Raw genomic sequence first — 16,610 nt, forward strand, 5'->3', positions numbered from 1 at the left:
GGGATCAAATGATCGAGATGATTGCAGATGTGCTGTTGGTCGCCGGCGCGATCGGTGCCGGATTTTATTGTTATGTTCTGGCGCGCCGGCTTAGCCGGTTCAACGATCTTGAGAACGGGATTGGCGGTGCGGTAGCAGTGTTGTCCGCACAGGTTGACGACCTGACCAAGACGCTGGAGGCCGCACAGCAGACTGCCTCGGCGTCGACCATGTCGCTGGATGGTCTGACTGACCGCGCCGAAACAGTGGCCAAGCGGCTCGAACTTCTGGTCGCGTCCATGCACGACGTGTCTGATACGCCGCCGCCCCAATCTGGCGAGGCCGAGAAAGGGGATGCGCCCGCGTCTCCCCTTGGCCCGATGTTCAAACGACACGGAAATGGATGAATGGGAAAGTCGGCTATGAAAAAGCAGGCAAGACAGAAACGCCGTTCCGCTCAGAAGGGCAGCCTGGTGGTCATCGCCGCGCTGCTGATCTCGTCTGCGATGCTGAGAATCGGCGAAGGTGCGGGGCAGGCGCTTGCACGCGATCCCGATAACGACGCGATCGCAAATGCGGGTGGCGAGGGTATGGGAAAGACCTGCCAGACGGCCGAAGACATGCAAGCGATGCTGGAGGCGTTCCAATCGCGCGAAGCCAGGATCGAGGAAAAGGAAGCCGCGATACGTGACCGTATGCACGCGTTGCGCATCGCCGATGAGCAAGTGACGAAAAAACTTGCGCAATTGACCGAGGCGGAAACACAGCTGCGCGAGACCATCGCGCTCGCAGAGACCGCAGCCGAAGACGACCTGGACCGGCTGACGCGGGTTTACGAAACGATGAAGCCGAAACAGGCAGCAGCCCTGTTCGAAGAGATGGACCCGAATTTTGCCGCCGGTTTCCTGGGCCGGATGCGGCCCGAGGCGGCTGCGGCCATCATGGCCGGCCTCAGCCCCGAGGCCGCGCATCTTTACAGCGTGGTTCTGGCCGGCCGAAACGCGGGTGTTCCAAAGGAATAATCCGCCGCGATCAGCAAAAAATTAACCGGTCGATGGTTATCTGGCGCGGACATTCCGGTGGAGCACAGAGCGCGACATGATTGGCATAATCGGTATTCTCGTCATTTTCGTGATGGTCTTCGGCGGATATCTCGCGGCCGGCGGCAAGCTGGGGATCATTCTCAAGGCCCTGCCGTTCGAATTGATGATGATCGGCGGCGCCGCTATCGGCGCTTTCCTGATCAGCAACGACATGGCTGCGGTCAAGCATACGGCGAAGGATATTGGCAAGGTCTTCAAGGGGCCCAAGTGGAAACCCGAAGATTATCGCGATCTTCTGTGCATGCTGTTCGAGTTGATCCGGCTGGCACGGTCAAATCCGGTGGCGATCGAGGAACATGTCGAGGCGCCGGACGACTCCTCGATCTTCGGGCGCTATCCCAAGATCCAGTCCGACAAGGAGGCGGTGGCGCTGATCTGTGACACGATGCGATCCGCGTCAATGAACTACGACGATCCTCACCAGGTCGAGGAGGTGCTCGAAAAGCGGATGGAGTCGACGATGCATCACGCTTTGCATTCCAGCCACGCGCTTCAGACCATGGCCGACGGTTTGCCGGCATTGGGCATCGTGGCGGCTGTCCTGGGGGTGATCAAAACCATGGCTTCAATCGACCAACCGCCGGAAGTGCTCGGCAAGATGATCGGTGGCGCACTGGTCGGTACATTCCTGGGCGTGTTCCTCGCCTACGGGCTGGTTGGCCCGTTCGCCGGCAAGGTCAAGGCCGTGGTTGAAGAAGACGCGCAATTCTACCAACTGATCCGGGAGGTCCTGGTTGCAAATCTTTACAATCACGCCACCAACATCTGCATAGAGGTCGGTCGCCAGAACACACCATCACATTGCCGCCCCAGCTTTACCGACCTCGAGGAGGCGCTCAAGGCCGTCAAGCAGGAGGCGGCCTGATGGGTCGGTGGCTCGCCATCCTGCTTTCAGCGATCTGGCCGCTGGCGGCGCAAGCTCAAGACGTTTCAGTGCGTTCGGGAGATCATGAGGACTTCACGAGACTGGTCTTCAACCTGCCATCACGGATCGATTGGACGATCGAAAACACCGAGAACGAGGCAGTGCTGCGCTTTGCCCGGCGGGGCCTTTCCTTTGACATCAGCCAAGTGTTCGATCGAATTCAGAAGGATCGAGTGGCGCAGATCGACATTGACCGTGATGCGCAAGCCGTAACACTTCGGTTTGGCTGCGACTGCGAGGCGACAGGTTTCTGGTTTCGCAAGTCCATGCTGGTCGTCGATGTTGCCGCCAAAGAGGTCGGGTCGACCGGACAGGTGGGGGAGACATCAAGCGACCACCGCAGCTTTGCGCTTCAGCTTCCGACGCGCGGTACGTCGGCCGCAACGTCCTTGGTGCATCGAGCGATCGGTTTCGAGCCACCTGAAACTAAGCAAAAGCCCGCAATGGAAAGCCCGCTTTTGCGCGAGACTGGTCTTGAAGAAAGCCGCGACCGCCTGTTGCGCCAATTCAGTCGCGCGGCAAGCCAGGGTCTGTTGGCACCGAAGAGAACGTTGCCGCAACCGGTTGAAAACGTCACTGAACCATCTCAGCCCGCGCCACCGGAGCCGGCTTTGCAAGACCCAGAGGAAAGTGACGCCACACTGCCCTTCAACCTTAACATCAATGTTCAAACGGCTGTGGACCGCGACTTCCTGTCCGCGCTTGAAGCAGGTGACCAAACAGGGCTTGCCGGCAGATGTCTTGATGCAGAGTTGATCGACGTGGCGAACTGGGGGTCGGGCGCGCCGTTCTGGGATCAAATCGGTCCACTCAGAGGTCGCATGACAAGCGAATTCGATCGTATTGACGAACAGTCGGTCGGCAAGCTGGCCCAACTCTACCTGTACTTCGGCTTCGGCGTCGAGGCTGGCAACATCGCGTCGTTATTGCCGGACGGTTCGGAGCGGAAGAAAATCTACACGGCGCTGGCGCAGATCATGGATAAGGGCAGTGCAGACGGGACGGTTCTTGCCGACCAGCTCGACTGCGACGCGCCAGGTGCGATGTGGTCGGCGCTTTCTCACGAACATTTGCCAACGGATGTCCAGGTGAACAATAACGCGATCGTCCGGGCGTTTTCTGGCTTGCCTCCGCACCTCAGAAAACATCTCGGGCCAATTCTGTCCGCCAGACTTCTGAGCGCCGGACATGCCCGCCAAAGTTCTGCAATTCTTCGAATCCTAGACCGCGTCGACGAGACCATGACGCCCGCGGCCAAGATGGTCGTCGCCGATCTGCAAACTCAGAACGGAGAGCTGGAAGCAGCGGAGGAAAGCCTGAAAATTGTGGTCGAGGCGAACAGTGAGATGTCGCCGGAGGCTGTTGTCCGACAGATTGATAGCCAGATGGAACGCGGGGGCCAAGTTCCGGCGAAACTGGCGCAATTGGCTTCGGCTTATGCATACGAATATGCAGGGAGCCCCTTGGGGCAAAAGCTGGCGCGGTCGCATGTTCTTGCATTGGGTGCCACCGGTGCGTTCGACGACGCATTTTCCGAGCTGGACAGATTTGAGTCGGATGCAGAAGAACCGTTGAACCAGATTCGGGCCGACCTTACGAACCGGCTGGCAACCCATGGCGCGCCATTCGAAATCCTGCGGTATGTGCTGTCGGACGAGACCGCCCGGCCTGATCTTCTTTCGCAGGAAAGCGCACTTGCGATGGCAGAGCATCTTCTGGATGCAGGGTTCTACCAACAGAGCCGGGACATGCTGGAGCAAACTTTCCATGGCCGTAACATGCGGAAGGCACGTCTTATCCGGGCAAGGACGGCGCTGAAGCTCGACCAGCCGCGGCTCGCCGAAGTCGAGTTGCTTGGTCTTGAAGGCAAGGATGTCAACATCCTGCGCGCGCAGGCCCGCAGTATGGTCGGAGAACACCGGCAGGCCTATGAGTTGTTCAAATCCGCCGGGCTTGACACCGAGGCGAACCGAGAGGCGTGGTTGGCCGAAAGCGGCGTGGAAGTCACTGGGCCCTCCGCTTCGAATGAACCGACGGAAGTTGCCGATGAGGAACCCGGAGTCGGCGTGCTTGCACAGAACAAGCTCCTCTTGGAAGACGTGGGTGCCACGCGCGGCACCCTTCAGGCCTTGCTGGCCGAAACCCCGGATCCGTCGCCGGAGAATTAGGCCCGATTACCAATTGTAAAGGTTAACGCTCTAGACTTGGAGCATAGGCAGAATGCCTTTTGCAGTGCGGAGAAACCGGTGGAATATTTGCTCGCTCCAGTCCTCTTGAAATACGCCAATTTACCTCTGCGCACGGGGTTCGGGAGGCTTTTGCAATGAAGCCCCTGACACTCGAGAACTTGTTTCAGCCGACAGTTATGCTGGCTTTGGCTCTGATGGCCATCATCGTCATGATGGTTCTGCCCATGCCGTCCTGGGTGCTGGACGTGGGTCTTGCGGCTTCTTTCGCGCTGGCCATTTTGATCTTCACCGTCACGCTATTCATCGAGCGACCGCTCGATTTCTCGTCGTTCCCCACGATTTTACTCGCGTCTCTGATGCTGAGATTGTCGCTGAATGTTTCTTCGACCAAGCTCATCATCGGCGAAGGGCACACCGGCACTGACGCCGCAGGAGACGTCATTCAAGGCTTCGCCAACTTCGTGATGGGCGGCAGCATCTTTTTGGGTCTTGTCGTGTTCTCGGTTCTTTTGATCGTTAATTTCATGGTGATCACGAAAGGGGCAGCGCGGATGGCCGAAGTGGGTGCGCGTTTTGCCCTCGATGGTATGCCTGGCAAGCAATTGGCGATCGACAGCGATATGTCCGCTGGCGCCATAGATCACACCGAAGCAAAGGAGCGGCGTGAACGCGAGCAACAGGAAACGACCTTTTTCGGCTCGCTCGACGGCGCGTCGAAATTCGTGAAGGGCGATGCCGTTGCAGGTTTGCTGATCACCCTGCTCAACCTCGTGATGGGTCTGATCATGGGCGTCGTAGTGCACGGTATGCCGATAGGGACCGCGTTCGAGACCTATGCCATCCTGACGGTCGGCGACGGACTTGTGACCCAGATTCCGGCAGTGGTGATTTCCATTGCGTCAGCCCTTCTGTTGGCCCGCGGAGGCAGCCAAGGCGCGACGGACATCGCTCTGACGGCACAGCTTGGCCGGCACCCGTCCGCCATGGCGACGGTTGCCGTTCTGATGATCCTGTTCGCGCTTGTGCCGGGTTTGCCTTTCATTCCCTTTATAATCGGCGGTCTGGCCCTTGGCGGAACCGCGCTGTGGCTGTTGCGCACGCGCGGCTTGCCGAAGGAGGCCCCGGTAGAGGTCGATCCGGAGGTAAGCCCTGCCAGCAAATCGCTGGGCGATATCCTTGACCTTGACGATATCCATGTCGAATTCGCGCCCGACCTCGTTAATATGGTCCTTGATCCGGGAACCGGCCTCGATGCACGGATCGACAACATGCGTCGCCATGTGGCCAGCTATTTTGGCCTCATCCTGCCAGAAATCCGGCTGACCGATGAACCTGCCTTGCCGCAGGGCACATATGTCCTGCGGATTCAGGGGGTCGAGCAAGCCCGTGCCGTTCTGCGCCTTGATCACGTTCTGGCGCTTGATCCCGAATCCGCGCCTGGTCTGCCTTCGGGCGAAAACGTCCGCGAGCCTGTCTACGATGCACCGGCGCGTTGGATTCCCGAGGTTGACCAGACCGATGCGGCCTTGTCCGGTGTCACCCTCGTCAATCCCGCAGAGGTGCTTGCAACGCATCTTCTGGAAGTCATCAAGCGCAATCTCGGCCGGTTGCTGACGATGAAGGCAATGCGGCGGTTGCTGGATGAAATGGTCAATCTCAGCAATCCGGCACGGGCAGAAGCCAACCGAAAGCTGCTTGATGAAATGATTCCCGACCGCGTGCCAACTGATCTATTGCACCAGGTGTTGCGCCTGCTGCTGGCAGAGCAGGTATCTATTCGCAACCTACCGCTGATCCTGGAGGCGGTGGCCGAGGGCCGCCAGGTACACGCGCATCCCGAGATGATCTGCGAACATGTGCGGCAAAGGCTGGGCTTCCAGCTTGTCGCCAACCTGCAGCGCGAGGATGGAAGTTTGCCGCTGTTGCAGCTTGCACCGGAATGGGAAGACACCTTTTCGACCTATCAGGTGGAAAGCGATCGTGGCCGCCCGGACGTGGCTCTGCCGCCGGAGCTTTTCAACGTTCTCACATCTTCGGTGGCCGATGCCGTGTCGGACGCGGGCGAACGCGGTGTCTTTCCGGCGATTGTCACTTCGACGCCGCGCCGAAGGTTCCTGCGCACGGTGCTGACGGCGAAAAGCATCTCGAACCCCGTCTTGTCCTTTGAAGAGATCGGGGCCGATGCCCGGCCGGCCCTGGTTGGCGTGGTTCCGGCATGAGTCCGGCGGCAGAGCTTTTGTCACTGGTCGAAGACGTGCTTTGGTTTCATTTCATCGTGTTCCTGCGCGCCGGCCCGGTAATGGCACTCTTTCCCGGGTTCGGGGAACGCACGGTGCCGACGCGTTTCAAGCTGGTACTAGCGATCATGTTCACCATCGTGATCGTCCCGGCCTTGGTGCCTGCATTGGACCCGGTGATGGCGGCCCCTCCACCGCTGGGATGGCTTATCCTCTCGGAAACGGCTGTCGGCCTCGTCATCGGGATTGGGCTTCGGATGTTCCTCCTGGCGCTGCAGACGGCCGGTGCGATTGCGGCCCAATCGACCTCGCTTTCGCAGATCTTGGGGGATGCCGGGGTGACGCCACTGCCGGCGATCGGGCATTTGCTGGTCGTCGGCGGGCTTGCCCTGGCAATGATCCTCGACATGCACGTCCACGTGGCCGAAATGATGATCCTGACATATACCCTTTTCCCGGTGGCACAGCTGCCTGATCCGGGGGCTGTCTCGATGTGGGGCATACGTCAGGTTTCCGGCGCCTTTGCCCTGGCGTTTACCCTGGCAGCGCCCTTCGTGATCGTGTCGGTGCTCTACAACATCACGCTTGGCGTGATCAATCGCGCGATGCCGCAAATGATGGTCGTTTTCGTCGGCGCTCCGGTGATCACCGGGGCCGGAATAGCGCTGTTGTTCCTGTTGGCGCCAACGATGCTGACTCTGTGGATCGAGGCGCTTCAGGCCTTCGTCGTCAATCCGTTCGGAACGCGGTGATGTCCGGCTCGCAGGAAGACGATACAGAAAAGTCGCACGAGCCGACACAACACAAGCTGGACGAGGCGCGCAAGAAAGGCGAGTTGGCCCGATCGGCCGACTTGAACACGGCAGCCGCCTATGGGGGCTTTCTTTTGGCCGCACTTGCAATCGGAGCCAGCTCTGTCGGCTCGGTCAGCACGGCAATGATGGTGTTGCTCGGACAGGCGGGCGACTTCGCGGATCTCGTGTTCGAAGGTCCGGCGGCCGGTCCGGTCGGCGGATTGCTGGGGACCATAGCCTTAGGCCTTTTGGCATGGTTTCTGATACCGGCTGTTTCAGCGATGCTCAGTGTCTTTGCACAACGCGCCTTCGTTTTCGCGCCAACCAAGCTGCAGCCCAAGTTGTCCCGGATCAGTCCGGTCTCTAACGCGAAAAACAAGTACGGCCTCTCAGGTCTGTTCGAGTTCGCCAAGAGTTTTGCCAAGCTGTTCTTCTACTCGGTCCTGCTGGCCGCATACCTGTCCCTCAGATTGCCGGAAATGGCAGGCAGCCTGCACGCCGAACCTCAGGTGATCGGGGCGCTGATGGCAAAAATGCTGATCGAGTTTCTGTTCGTGGTCTTCGTGATCGCGGCGTCGATTGGGGTGGTGGATTTTATCTGGCAGCACTTCGATCACCAACGCAAGAACCGGATGTCGCATCGCGAGGTCAAGGAAGAGCACAAGCAGAACGAGGGCGATCCGCATATGAAACAAGAGCGTCGACAACGCGCGACGCAGATCGCCAGCCAGCAGATGATTGTCGAAGTTCCGGGGGCGGACGTGGTTATCGTAAACCCGACACATTATGCCGTGGCCCTGAAATGGAGCCGCCTGCCCGGGGCGGCTCCGATCTGTGTGGCGAAAGGCGTCGATCATGTCGCGCTTGCGATCCGCGATGCGGCGATGGCGCATGGCGTACCGGTGAGGTCCGATCCGCCAACGGCCCGGGCGGTTTACGCGATGACCCAAATCGGCGACGAGATCGATCCGCAGCACTATCGTGCGGTGGCTGCCGCCATCCGGTTTGCCGAGGCGATGCGTCAACGTGCGAGGGCCTGGTCATGAAAGACGATTTCAACGAGCTTGTGGCGATCACCGATGCGCGGTTCCGAGCGGAACAGGCGAAGCTGAGGGATATTCTGCAAGCAGAGAAACGCCTGCGCGACAAGGCGGCAGAGCTGGAGGCGGCGCAGTATGCCGCGCGACAGCAATACGCGTCCGAGTGCGCCGGCCAGCGCGTCTATGGCGGTGACGTACTTTGGCACGGCTGGATCGGTCGCGCACGCCGCCAACTGCAAATTGAACTGGCGCGCGTGCTGGTCGAAAAAGGAAACAGGATGAGCGCTCTGGGTCAGGCCCACGGGCGCAAGATCGCGTCCGAGTCGCTGGAGACAGATGCGAGGCGCAAGAAACGCGCCGAGTCCCAAAAGCAGACTATCGAACGGGAACAGGCTCTGTTCCTGCTCGATCACTGGTTTCGCTGACTGCCCGGCGCGCGACGCCTAGACGTCCTGGCGGGCGATATCGGTGATCAGAATGTTATGCACCACATCCCCGATGAGTCCCTGCGCCGTCTCGCGCAGCGACGCGCGCAGAATGTCCATGTTGTTTGCGTTGGTGAACTCGCCCTCGAAGCCGCCGACATTGGCGTGATCGAAAAGCACTTGCAGGAATGCGTCGCGCAGCTTTGGTTCTCGGGCATAGATCACCTCGGATTGACCTTCAGCCACTTCGACGCTCAGCGACATCACCACCAGGGAATTCACGAGGTCATTGGTGACCACCGGCACCACGAACTGATTGTTGAGCTTGACGTACTCGTTTGTCGTTTCTTCTTCGGCCGCGTCGGCGTCGTGATCCTTTGCGGATGTGTCATGCGCGCCCTGGGATTGGTCGGTGTCGCCGCAGGGATGCATTTCCACCACCTCCGCAGGATCGGGACGAAGCGCGATCCCTGCGCCCACACCAGCGCCTATTCCGATAAGTGCCATCAGTATTGGAATGAGTTTGCCCATGTCGTGACTTTCTAGAACGGAAGGATCATGTCGAGCGCCTGTTGCCCATAGCGCGGTTGCTGGACGTCGGTGATCTGTCCCCGTCCACCGTAGGAGATCCGGGCGGACGCGATCTTGTCATAGGTTATCTCATTCTGGCGCGAGATATCCTCGGGCCGCACGAACCCCTGCACGAGCAGTTCGCGCAGTTCGAAATTCACCCGCACCTCTTGCGAACCCTGGATCGCAAGCACGCCATTTGGAAGAACCTGGGTGACCGAGGCGGCGATGCGCAAGGTCAGTTCCTCGCGTCGGCTTACGGAACCGTCGCCGCCGGAGCTGCTCGACTGATTGATGCCCACCGCGTTTTCCATACTGGCGCCTTCTGGCAAATCTCCGTCGATCCGCTGCGGGATGCCGAACAGGTCGGGAATGGCGAGATCTTCCGATCCGTTCCGGGAACGCGAGGTGGAGTTGGAGATCTGAGCTTCGTCGTCGATCTCGATCACGACGGTCAGGATATCACCACGCTTCATGGCCCGCCGATCCCCCAGAAGCGACCGTTGCCCACCGCTCCAGAGCGAGGCGCGATCGACAGGCCGATCAGGCTGAACAACAAGGGGCAGGCCCGGATCGTACATTGCACGATTTTCGTCAGTGTCTTCGGTTGGAGTAAAGCTGGGCGGCTTGCCGAAATGATCCATGCGCCCGCAGGCTGCAACAGTACAAATTAAGGCGAAACAGAGACTGTATTTAAGTGACATTCACACTATCCTAATGAGCGACCAGAACCTGGCCAGAGCGACTGACCCGTCCCGAGACGGTATTGCGCGACGACATGTTCATGACCCGGACGTACTCTCCGACGCCAGCACGATCGAGCGACCGCCCCTCGGTTGTAATGCGCAGGCCGTTCGCTTCGAAGATCAGGGGCACGATCTGATTGCGTTCCACGATGGCCGGCGGCCCCACATCGCCGTGTCGGATGGGGCGGCCGGCATAGAGCGCTGTGCGCGTCTCCATTCCCACCAGCAAATCGGGATCTTCGATGCCGCCGGGGACCTCGCCGCGTTTCATCGCTAGGTGTTCGACCGTGAGGACCGTTTGCGCACGGATCGTCTGGGCCGCGACGACAGTGTCGGCCCTCGCGCCGCCGCCAGCGAGGCCAATGCAGATCAGCGAAAGACAGAGCCGCATCAGCGGACCTGCGTCGTGGCGCTGAGCATCTGGTCGGCGGCTGTAATGACCTTTGCGTTCAACTCGTAACCGCGCTGAGCCTCGATAAGTTCAGTAATCTCGCGCACAGGGTCGACAGAGCTGTCCTCCAGGTATCCTTGCCGCACTGTGCCCAGGCCGTCCTGGCCCGGTGTGCTGGCAAGAGCAGCGCCGGATGCTTCGGTTTCAAGGAAGAGATTGGCGCCGATCGCTTCCAGCCCCTTGGCGTTGGTAAAGCCGGCCAGGTTGAGTTGCCCCAAAAGCTGCGCCTCGGTTGCTTCGGCAAAATAAGCGTAGACCTCGCCTGCGCCGTTGATCGAGATGCTACGCGCATCGTCGGGAATCGTGATTTCAGGCGCGACGGGATAGCCGTCGGACGTGACGATCAACCCGTCTGCCGATCGCTTCAGCGCACCGTCACGCGTATAGGCCGCCTGTCCGGATGGTAGCGCCACTTCGAAGTACCCGTTACCCTCGATTGCGATGTCGAGATCGCCACCGGTTGCCGAAAGCGAGCCTTGCGCAAGGTTGACGGATATGGCTGCGGGCCTGACGCCGAGGCCCAGTTGCACGCCGGTGGGCAGAAGGGTGCCGTCGGCGGCGTTGACCGTGCCGGGGCGTGCCAGTTGTTGATAATGCAGGTCCGCGAACTCGGCTCGGCGGGTGTTATAGCCGGTCGTGGACATGTTTGCGAGGTTGTTCGAAATGGTTTCGACCCGCATCTGCTGGGCCGCCATACCGGTTGCGGCGATTTTCAGGGCACGCATGGCAATCTCCTTTGGCTACTTGGCGACGAACGTCTGAAGTGCGGTGCGAATGCGTTCGTGTTCCGCTTCGATAAAGCTCTGTCCCATCTCGTAGGCACGCTGCACTTCGATCATTCGCGCGATTTGGCCGAGAGGCTCGACATTGGAGCTTTCGAGAAATCCCTGCCGTATCAGTGGATCGAGAACAGGCTCGACGCCGGCGTCGGAGCGGAACATCACGCCGCCCTCCCGGACCATCGCTGTCATGTCTGTGGGCATCACCAGCCCGACCTGGCCGATCAGCCGCCCATCCGAGCTTATGGTGCCGTCGCCGGATATCCCCAGCGTGCCGCCGTCCGGCGGGATGAAGACCGGCGCACCGCCAGCATCCAGCACACTGTACCCGTCATTGGTCACAAGATCACCTTCGGCAGAGACCGCGAAACTTCCGTTGCGGGTCAGGCGCTCGCCAGCGGGGGTTTCGACAAGGAAAAAGCCGTCCCCTTCGACCGCCAGGTCAAGCGCGCTGCCAGTCTGCGTGAGGGTGCCTTGGGCGTAGGACGTGTTGCGCACGTTTGCTGTGGCCATTGACAGGGACGGGCCATTGTCGACGCCCACGATATGCTCGGCAAAAATCAAGCCCTCCTGCCGGTAGCCTGTGGTCGAACTGTTCGCGATATTGTTCGCGATGGTTCGCATTTCCCGCATCAGGCCCGATTGACGGGTGAGGGTCGTGTAGAACGCGCTTTCCAAATCAGCCTCCGATTATCAGGGGGACCACGCGGTCCTGGAAAAAGCTGACCAGCGTTTGTGTCATGAAGCCCATCGTCAGCCAAAATACCGCGACGATTGCCGCCAGTTTCGGAACGAAGGTCAACGTCAGCTCTTGGATCGAGGTCAGTGCCTGGAACAATCCGACGAAGAGACCCGCCACCAGCGCCACCGAAAGGATCGGAAGCGAGGTTATAACCGCCACCCAAAGCCCCTGGCGCAAGGTGTCGAAAAAAATGACCTCTTCCGACATCGAATTACACCGGCATTCGCAGGATTTCCTGGTAGGCCTCGACAACCTTGTCGCGGACTGTCACAGCGGTTTCCACGGCAAGCTCGGTTTGCGCCAGGGCCTGGACCAGGGCGTGGGGGTCGGCCTCTCCGCTCATCGCGGCCTTGGCCGTGAACTCGGCATCCTGAAGTGTTGCGGCGAAATCACGGGCGAGGCCTTTGCCGGCCTCGCCCACGTCCCCCTGACCGGCATTCGGCTCGGTCGCCGGGCGCGCTGCTGCATAGTTTTGGGCAGCATTGATAGGTTTGATATCCATTCTGGAACTCCTCTATCGACGTAGCAGGTCAAGCAGGCTGGACGACATCTGCCGGGCCTGCTCGAACATTTTCAGGTTCGCTTCGTAGCTGCGCTGGGCCTCGCGGGCGTCGGCAAGCTCGATCACGAGGTTGACGTTGGACCCGTCGAAATGGCCGGTCTCGTCGGCCATCGGGTGCGAAGGGTCAAAGATCTCTTCAAGGTCTCTGCGGCTGAGATGCACGCGACCGGTTTCAACGCCGCCAGCCTCGCGCCCGCGGGCAATCTCTTCGAAAGAGATCAGTTTGCGGCGATAGCCGGGCGTGTCGACATTCGCGATGTTTTCCGACACATGCCGCAGCCGCTGGCTTTGTGCCTTCAGGGCCGTTGCAGAGACGGAGAGGGATTGTCCGAGATCGCTCATCTATGCCTCGTATTATCGGCGCACCGCGGTGCGCAGGATTGTCATTGCGGATTTATAGATCGTGACCGCGCGGTCATGCTGGCGCTTGGTGTCCACCGCGTGCAGCATCTCGCTTTCGACCGACACGGCGTTGCCGTTCGGGTCGCTTATCGCATCGCGGCGTTCGAGCACTTCATATCCGCCGGTTTGGGCGGCGCCGTTCAGATGGCGCGCGCGGGTGGCGGCCTGTGCAAAGGTCGGAGTTTTGGTCTCTAACTCCGCCTGGAAAGGCGCGATATCGCGCGCGACGTAACCCGGCGTATCGGCATTGGCCATGTTCCTGGCAATCACGTTCTGACGTGCGCCGGCGTGCTTGGCCATCGCGTGCGCCATGCGAAAGACTTCGAGATTTTCAAACATCGGGGCTTCTCCCTCGATTGGCTTCAATCAAGGCTTAACCGTGATTCCTTTAGAAATGGTTCGCATGAGCCCAGAGGAGCCGAAAATGAATTTGCCCGACCTGATCGCCCTGCGATCCGAAATTGCCGATCTGCAACCGGTGCGCAGTGTCGGACGCGTGCGCAGTATCGAGGGAAACGTGATCGGCGTGGGCGGGCTCTCGAACGTGGCCAAGATGGGCGACAGGGTCAACGTGCATGGGCGCGACGGCCTTTCGGTGCGCGGAGAGATCCTGCGCATGTCGGCTGACCTCGTAACTGTTCTGCCGGACGCATCGCCGGAAGGCATTTCGCTAGGCGACAGGGTATCGCTTGGCCAGCCGCCGCTTCTGTGGCCGAGCGAGGACTGGATTGGGCGAATCATCGATCCGTTCGGCGCTCCGCTCGACGGTGCGCCGCTCGGGCGCGGAAATCGAAACTATCCGTTGCGCCGCGACCCGCCCCCGGCCGCCCAACGGCGTGGCCTGGGCGAAAGGCTGGAAAGCGGGATGGCTGTCTTCAACACGTTCCTTCCTATTGTTCGCGGGCAGCGGATTGGCCTGTTTGCCGGTTCGGGCGTAGGTAAATCAAGCCTGCTTGGCCATCTTGGGCGTAACATGCAGGCAGATATCGTTGTCTTTGCCCTGATCGGCGAACGGGGACGCGAATTGCGCGAGTTCGTGGAAAATGTTCTGGGGCCGGAGGGTATGGCGCGGTCTGTCATCGTGGCAGCAACATCCGATCAATCGCCTATCGTGCGACGCCGCTGCGCCTGGGCGGCAATGTGTGTGGCCGAGTATTTTCGGGACACTGGGCGTCAGGTTCTCTTCTTGGCAGATTCGATCACTCGCTTTGCCGAAGCGCACAGGGAGGTGGCGACCGCCGCGGGCGAGATGCCGGCGCTTCGCGGTTTCCCGGCCTCGACAGCGCACATGATCATGTCGCTTTGCGAGCGCGCCGGCACCGGGTCGGGTCATTCGGGCGACATAACGGCGCTTTTCAGCGTATTGGTCGCCGGGTCGGACATGGACGAGCCGGTGGCGGACATCTTGCGGGGTGTCCTTGACGGCCATGTGGTCATGGATCGCGCGATAGCAGAACGCGGACGATACCCGGCGATCGATTTGCTGCGGTCGGTGTCCCGCAGCCTGCCTCGGGCCGCCAGCGATGACGAGAATGCCCTGATCGCTCAGGCACGTGGTCTCTTGGGGGCCTACGCCAAGTCGGAAACTATGATCCGGGCCGGTCTTTATGCCGAAGGATCCGATGCGACACTGGATCAGGCAATCCGTGTCTGGCCCGAACTGGATGCATTTTTGGCGGAACCAGAGCCTGTCTCCGCGCAGAACAGTTTCAATCGTCTGGCGTTGCTTCTGCGCCGCGCCGGGCATGAGCGTACACGCTCGAAGCAGATGCAAAAGGGGACGCAGGGCTCGGACGGTCAGAATTCCGGCGCACGAGTTTCCGCTGGCCAAAACAAAGCTGTCCAGAAGGCCGGTCAGTCCCTGACCCGCGAAGGTGGCGCCGCTAGAAATATCGCGCTGCGGTAGGTGAAAATGCGGTTCCCAGGCGGCAGAAGTCGCACATCCACAGTGCGGCTGGGGTGACGGTTCTGATGAACTCAGATCAGCGGGCCTGCAACAGCGTCAAGGCAATGGACGTGGAGGATTGGAACGAGATCGCCTTGAGCTGATCGCGAACCAGGAACGCCCGGACCAAGTCTTCACGCGCGCCGTCTTCGGCCAGATCGTTGATATTCTCTAGCCCAAAAGTGCTGCGTGACTTGTCCTTGAAAATTTCAAGCTGCCGATCAATGTCCAACTGACCGAAGCCGTCCGGTAGCCCGAGTGCGGTTTCAAAGACAGAGCGCAGAGGCGGGGTCCCGAGAATCCGAAACCATTTGGTGTCTTCGGAGCCGTCCGACTGGGCCAGGTCCGCAAGCTCGCGATCCGCGTTCAGGCTCAGCCGCATGGACTCGTTCTGCTCGCCGACGGCCACTTCGAAAGAACGCGCCCGGAACCTGGCAGTGATATCTGCGGCAAAGAGCGGGTCTTGCGTACGGGCGCCGCCGCTGTTGCCGAACCCGAATGCCTCTGCAAAACGTTGGTACCGGTCATCAGAAAGCCTGTTTGCCAGTGCGTCGTTCGACTCGGTGCCTTGCTCCAGAACCGTGCGGATCAGGTATCGGTTGTTGAGATCGTCCTGTAGCCCGAATGCTCCGAGCGCGACGCGCAGAAGACGCCGGTCCTCGACCAGCTCCTCAGCGCTTGTAACCTGGCCGATCGTCACTTCGAAATATTCGGTGTCGCGAACGATGCGTGGAGAGTTGTTGAACGCCTCTGACTGGCTGTCGGCGGTACGTTGCAGAAACATCCATCCGGCCAGACCGGACATTGGAATGACCGGCTGGAACATCAGATAGTCCCCTGGACCTTGCTATGCGCGAGCACCCTGTCCTCTCGTGGTATCAAGCTTCGCAGCGATTTGAGGCACTGATAATGCTGGCCTTCGATGACAGCCTCTGTCGCCTTGGTCAGGTTGGCCCTGCTATCCGGGTCGGTAAAGACCTGGCTCAGTTCCTCGATCCGCTTGAGCAGCTGCATCCGGGAGTCCTCCGCACTATGATCGCCGGACAGAACAAGCTGCGCGGCATAGCAGGCGCGACGTACCGGCGTGGTGGCCTCTTCCGGGTGAATGGCATCGCGCAGACGTAGAATGTTGGCGTTTGGTGTCATGATTGACAGGCGCGAGCGACGTTCGCCGTTCTCGATGACCGCACCATTGACCAGGACACGTTCCCTCGGGCTGAGTTTCAGGACAAGTCCGCTCATGTCACAGACACTCCTGGGCGGGCCGTGCAGAGGTCCGGCCGGTGTTGACGGCGTTAGGGCGGCGCAGACCCTTCATTACGGCGGTGTTGATTTCGACAAGGGGGGCGACCGAGGCCGTACGGCTGAGCACCTTGGCGCTGTGGATGCGCGTGAACTCAGAAAGATAAAGGATACGGGCCTGAATTTCCGGAGGCAGGGCATTGGACTTGCTTACGACATCGCTCGCAAGCACGGTCCAAAGCCGCCGATTGTCGTAAATTGCGGCGGCCAGTGCCTTGAAGCCGCTGGGGCCTCGATCCGCGGCGGCTTTCAGCCGGCTGGTGATGCGCGCGAAGGCATCATATTCGTTGTCGCGATCCGTACGTATCGGCTGGGCCTCGTCGCGATAGGCGTTTTGCGCTTTCAGCGTGGCGTTCACGGCTTTCTCCTTCGGGAGGTTTATGCATCAGACCTGTTCAGAAGATTGGAAGCGCCCCCTG

The 16,610-nt window shown here is 60.3% G+C and carries 21 protein-coding genes; 9 read left to right on the plus strand and 12 right to left on the minus strand.

What is annotated here, in order from left to right; translation table 11 throughout:
- Positions 1 to 11: 11 nt before the first annotated feature.
- The 8 genes from FIU86_RS19820 to FIU86_RS19855 all read left to right on the plus strand — a co-directional run bounded on the left by FIU86_RS19820 (position 12) and on the right by FIU86_RS19855 (position 8,692).
- Positions 12 to 386, plus strand: coding sequence for a hypothetical protein (locus FIU86_RS19820; protein ID WP_152477253.1), 375 nt, complete (start codon positions 12 to 14; stop codon positions 384 to 386).
- Positions 387 to 401: 15 nt separating this feature from the next.
- Positions 402 to 1,001 carry a MotE family protein gene (locus tag FIU86_RS19825; protein WP_152477254.1) on the plus strand — a complete coding sequence of 200 codons (600 nt, stop codon included), beginning with the start codon at positions 402 to 404 and terminating at the stop codon, positions 999 to 1,001.
- Positions 1,002 to 1,077: 76 nt separating this feature from the next.
- Positions 1,078 to 1,947, plus strand: coding sequence for a flagellar motor stator protein MotA (motA, locus tag FIU86_RS19830; protein ID WP_152476772.1), 870 nt, complete (start codon positions 1,078 to 1,080; stop codon positions 1,945 to 1,947).
- The gene (locus tag FIU86_RS19835; protein WP_152476774.1) at positions 1,947 to 4,175 is read left to right on the plus strand and encodes a hypothetical protein; all 2,229 of its coding nucleotides are present in this window, start codon (positions 1,947 to 1,949) and stop codon (positions 4,173 to 4,175) included. The genes motA and FIU86_RS19835 overlap by 1 nt, the downstream gene beginning before the upstream one ends.
- A 155-nt stretch (positions 4,176 to 4,330) precedes the next feature.
- The gene (gene flhA, locus FIU86_RS19840) at positions 4,331 to 6,415 is read left to right on the plus strand and encodes a flagellar biosynthesis protein FlhA (protein ID WP_152476776.1); all 2,085 of its coding nucleotides are present in this window, start codon (positions 4,331 to 4,333) and stop codon (positions 6,413 to 6,415) included.
- The gene (locus tag FIU86_RS19845; RefSeq protein ID WP_152476778.1) at positions 6,412 to 7,185 is read left to right on the plus strand and encodes a flagellar biosynthetic protein FliR; all 774 of its coding nucleotides are present in this window, start codon (positions 6,412 to 6,414) and stop codon (positions 7,183 to 7,185) included. The genes flhA and FIU86_RS19845 overlap by 4 nt, the downstream gene beginning before the upstream one ends.
- Entirely contained in the window at positions 7,185 to 8,273 is a 1,089-nt protein-coding gene (locus FIU86_RS19850; protein WP_152476780.1) for a flagellar biosynthesis protein FlhB, read from the plus strand. Before FIU86_RS19845 ends, FIU86_RS19850 begins: the two co-directional genes overlap by 1 nt.
- Positions 8,270 to 8,692: a hypothetical protein gene (locus tag FIU86_RS19855; RefSeq protein ID WP_152476782.1), complete on the plus strand. Its 423-nt coding sequence runs from the start codon at positions 8,270 to 8,272 to the stop codon at positions 8,690 to 8,692. The genes FIU86_RS19850 and FIU86_RS19855 overlap by 4 nt, the downstream gene beginning before the upstream one ends.
- An 18-nt stretch (positions 8,693 to 8,710) precedes the next feature.
- Here FIU86_RS19855 and FIU86_RS19860 read toward each other — a convergent pair whose 3' ends face one another.
- The 9 genes from FIU86_RS19860 to FIU86_RS19900 are packed head-to-tail and all read right to left on the minus strand — an operon-like array spanning position 8,711 to position 13,283.
- Positions 8,711 to 9,223, minus strand: a complete 513-nt coding sequence (locus tag FIU86_RS19860) for a flagellar basal body-associated FliL family protein (RefSeq protein ID WP_152476784.1) — start codon at positions 9,221 to 9,223, stop codon at positions 8,711 to 8,713.
- Positions 9,224 to 9,234: 11 nt separating this feature from the next.
- Positions 9,235 to 9,966, minus strand: coding sequence for a flagellar basal body L-ring protein FlgH (gene flgH, locus FIU86_RS19865; protein WP_152476786.1), 732 nt, complete (start codon positions 9,964 to 9,966; stop codon positions 9,235 to 9,237).
- Positions 9,967 to 9,976: 10 nt separating this feature from the next.
- Positions 9,977 to 10,399 (minus strand): flagellar basal body P-ring formation chaperone FlgA, encoded by a 423-nt coding sequence (gene flgA, locus FIU86_RS19870; protein WP_152476788.1) that lies wholly within the window; start codon positions 10,397 to 10,399, stop codon positions 9,977 to 9,979.
- Positions 10,399 to 11,184, minus strand: coding sequence for a flagellar basal-body rod protein FlgG (gene flgG / locus FIU86_RS19875; protein WP_152476790.1), 786 nt, complete (start codon positions 11,182 to 11,184; stop codon positions 10,399 to 10,401). Before flgG ends, flgA begins: the two co-directional genes overlap by 1 nt.
- Positions 11,185 to 11,199: 15 nt before the next feature.
- On the minus strand, positions 11,200 to 11,916 hold the full coding sequence (locus FIU86_RS19880) for a flagellar hook-basal body complex protein (protein WP_152476792.1): 717 nt from the start codon (positions 11,914 to 11,916) through the stop codon (positions 11,200 to 11,202).
- A 1-nt stretch (position 11,917) separates the two neighbouring features.
- Positions 11,918 to 12,187, minus strand: coding sequence for a flagellar biosynthetic protein FliQ (locus FIU86_RS19885; RefSeq protein WP_152476794.1), 270 nt, complete (start codon positions 12,185 to 12,187; stop codon positions 11,918 to 11,920).
- Between the two features lie 4 nt (positions 12,188 to 12,191).
- Positions 12,192 to 12,482, minus strand: a complete 291-nt coding sequence (fliE, locus tag FIU86_RS19890; RefSeq protein WP_152476796.1) for a flagellar hook-basal body complex protein FliE — start codon at positions 12,480 to 12,482, stop codon at positions 12,192 to 12,194.
- Positions 12,483 to 12,494: 12 nt separating this feature from the next.
- On the minus strand, positions 12,495 to 12,884 hold the full coding sequence (flgC, locus tag FIU86_RS19895; protein WP_152476798.1) for a flagellar basal body rod protein FlgC: 390 nt from the start codon (positions 12,882 to 12,884) through the stop codon (positions 12,495 to 12,497).
- A 12-nt stretch (positions 12,885 to 12,896) separates the two neighbouring features.
- A complete protein-coding gene (locus tag FIU86_RS19900) occupies positions 12,897 to 13,283 on the minus strand; it encodes a FlgB family protein (protein WP_152476800.1) in 387 nt (128 codons plus the stop codon).
- Positions 13,284 to 13,368: 85 nt separating this feature from the next.
- Between FIU86_RS19900 and FIU86_RS19905 the strand changes: the two genes are divergently transcribed.
- Positions 13,369 to 14,850: a FliI/YscN family ATPase gene (locus tag FIU86_RS19905; RefSeq protein WP_152476802.1), complete on the plus strand. Its 1,482-nt coding sequence runs from the start codon at positions 13,369 to 13,371 to the stop codon at positions 14,848 to 14,850.
- 76 nt (positions 14,851 to 14,926) lie between these two features.
- Here the strand turns inward: FIU86_RS19905 and FIU86_RS19910 are convergent, their stop codons facing one another.
- Genes FIU86_RS19910 through flaF form a run of 3 tightly spaced genes read right to left on the minus strand, consistent with a single transcriptional unit; the run spans position 14,927 to position 16,549 of the window.
- On the minus strand, positions 14,927 to 15,715 hold the full coding sequence (locus FIU86_RS19910) for a DUF1217 domain-containing protein (RefSeq protein WP_152476803.1): 789 nt from the start codon (positions 15,713 to 15,715) through the stop codon (positions 14,927 to 14,929).
- Positions 15,715 to 16,131: a flagellar biosynthesis repressor FlbT gene (gene flbT / locus FIU86_RS19915; protein WP_152476805.1), complete on the minus strand. Its 417-nt coding sequence runs from the start codon at positions 16,129 to 16,131 to the stop codon at positions 15,715 to 15,717. The genes FIU86_RS19910 and flbT overlap by 1 nt, the downstream gene beginning before the upstream one ends.
- Position 16,132: 1 nt before the next feature.
- Positions 16,133 to 16,549 carry a flagellar biosynthesis regulator FlaF gene (gene flaF, locus FIU86_RS19920; protein ID WP_152476807.1) on the minus strand — a complete coding sequence of 139 codons (417 nt, stop codon included), beginning with the start codon at positions 16,547 to 16,549 and terminating at the stop codon, positions 16,133 to 16,135.
- Positions 16,550 to 16,610 lie beyond the last annotated feature (61 nt).

This window comes from Roseovarius sp. THAF9, assembly GCF_009363715.1.
GTDB lineage: Bacteria > Pseudomonadota > Alphaproteobacteria > Rhodobacterales > Rhodobacteraceae > Roseovarius.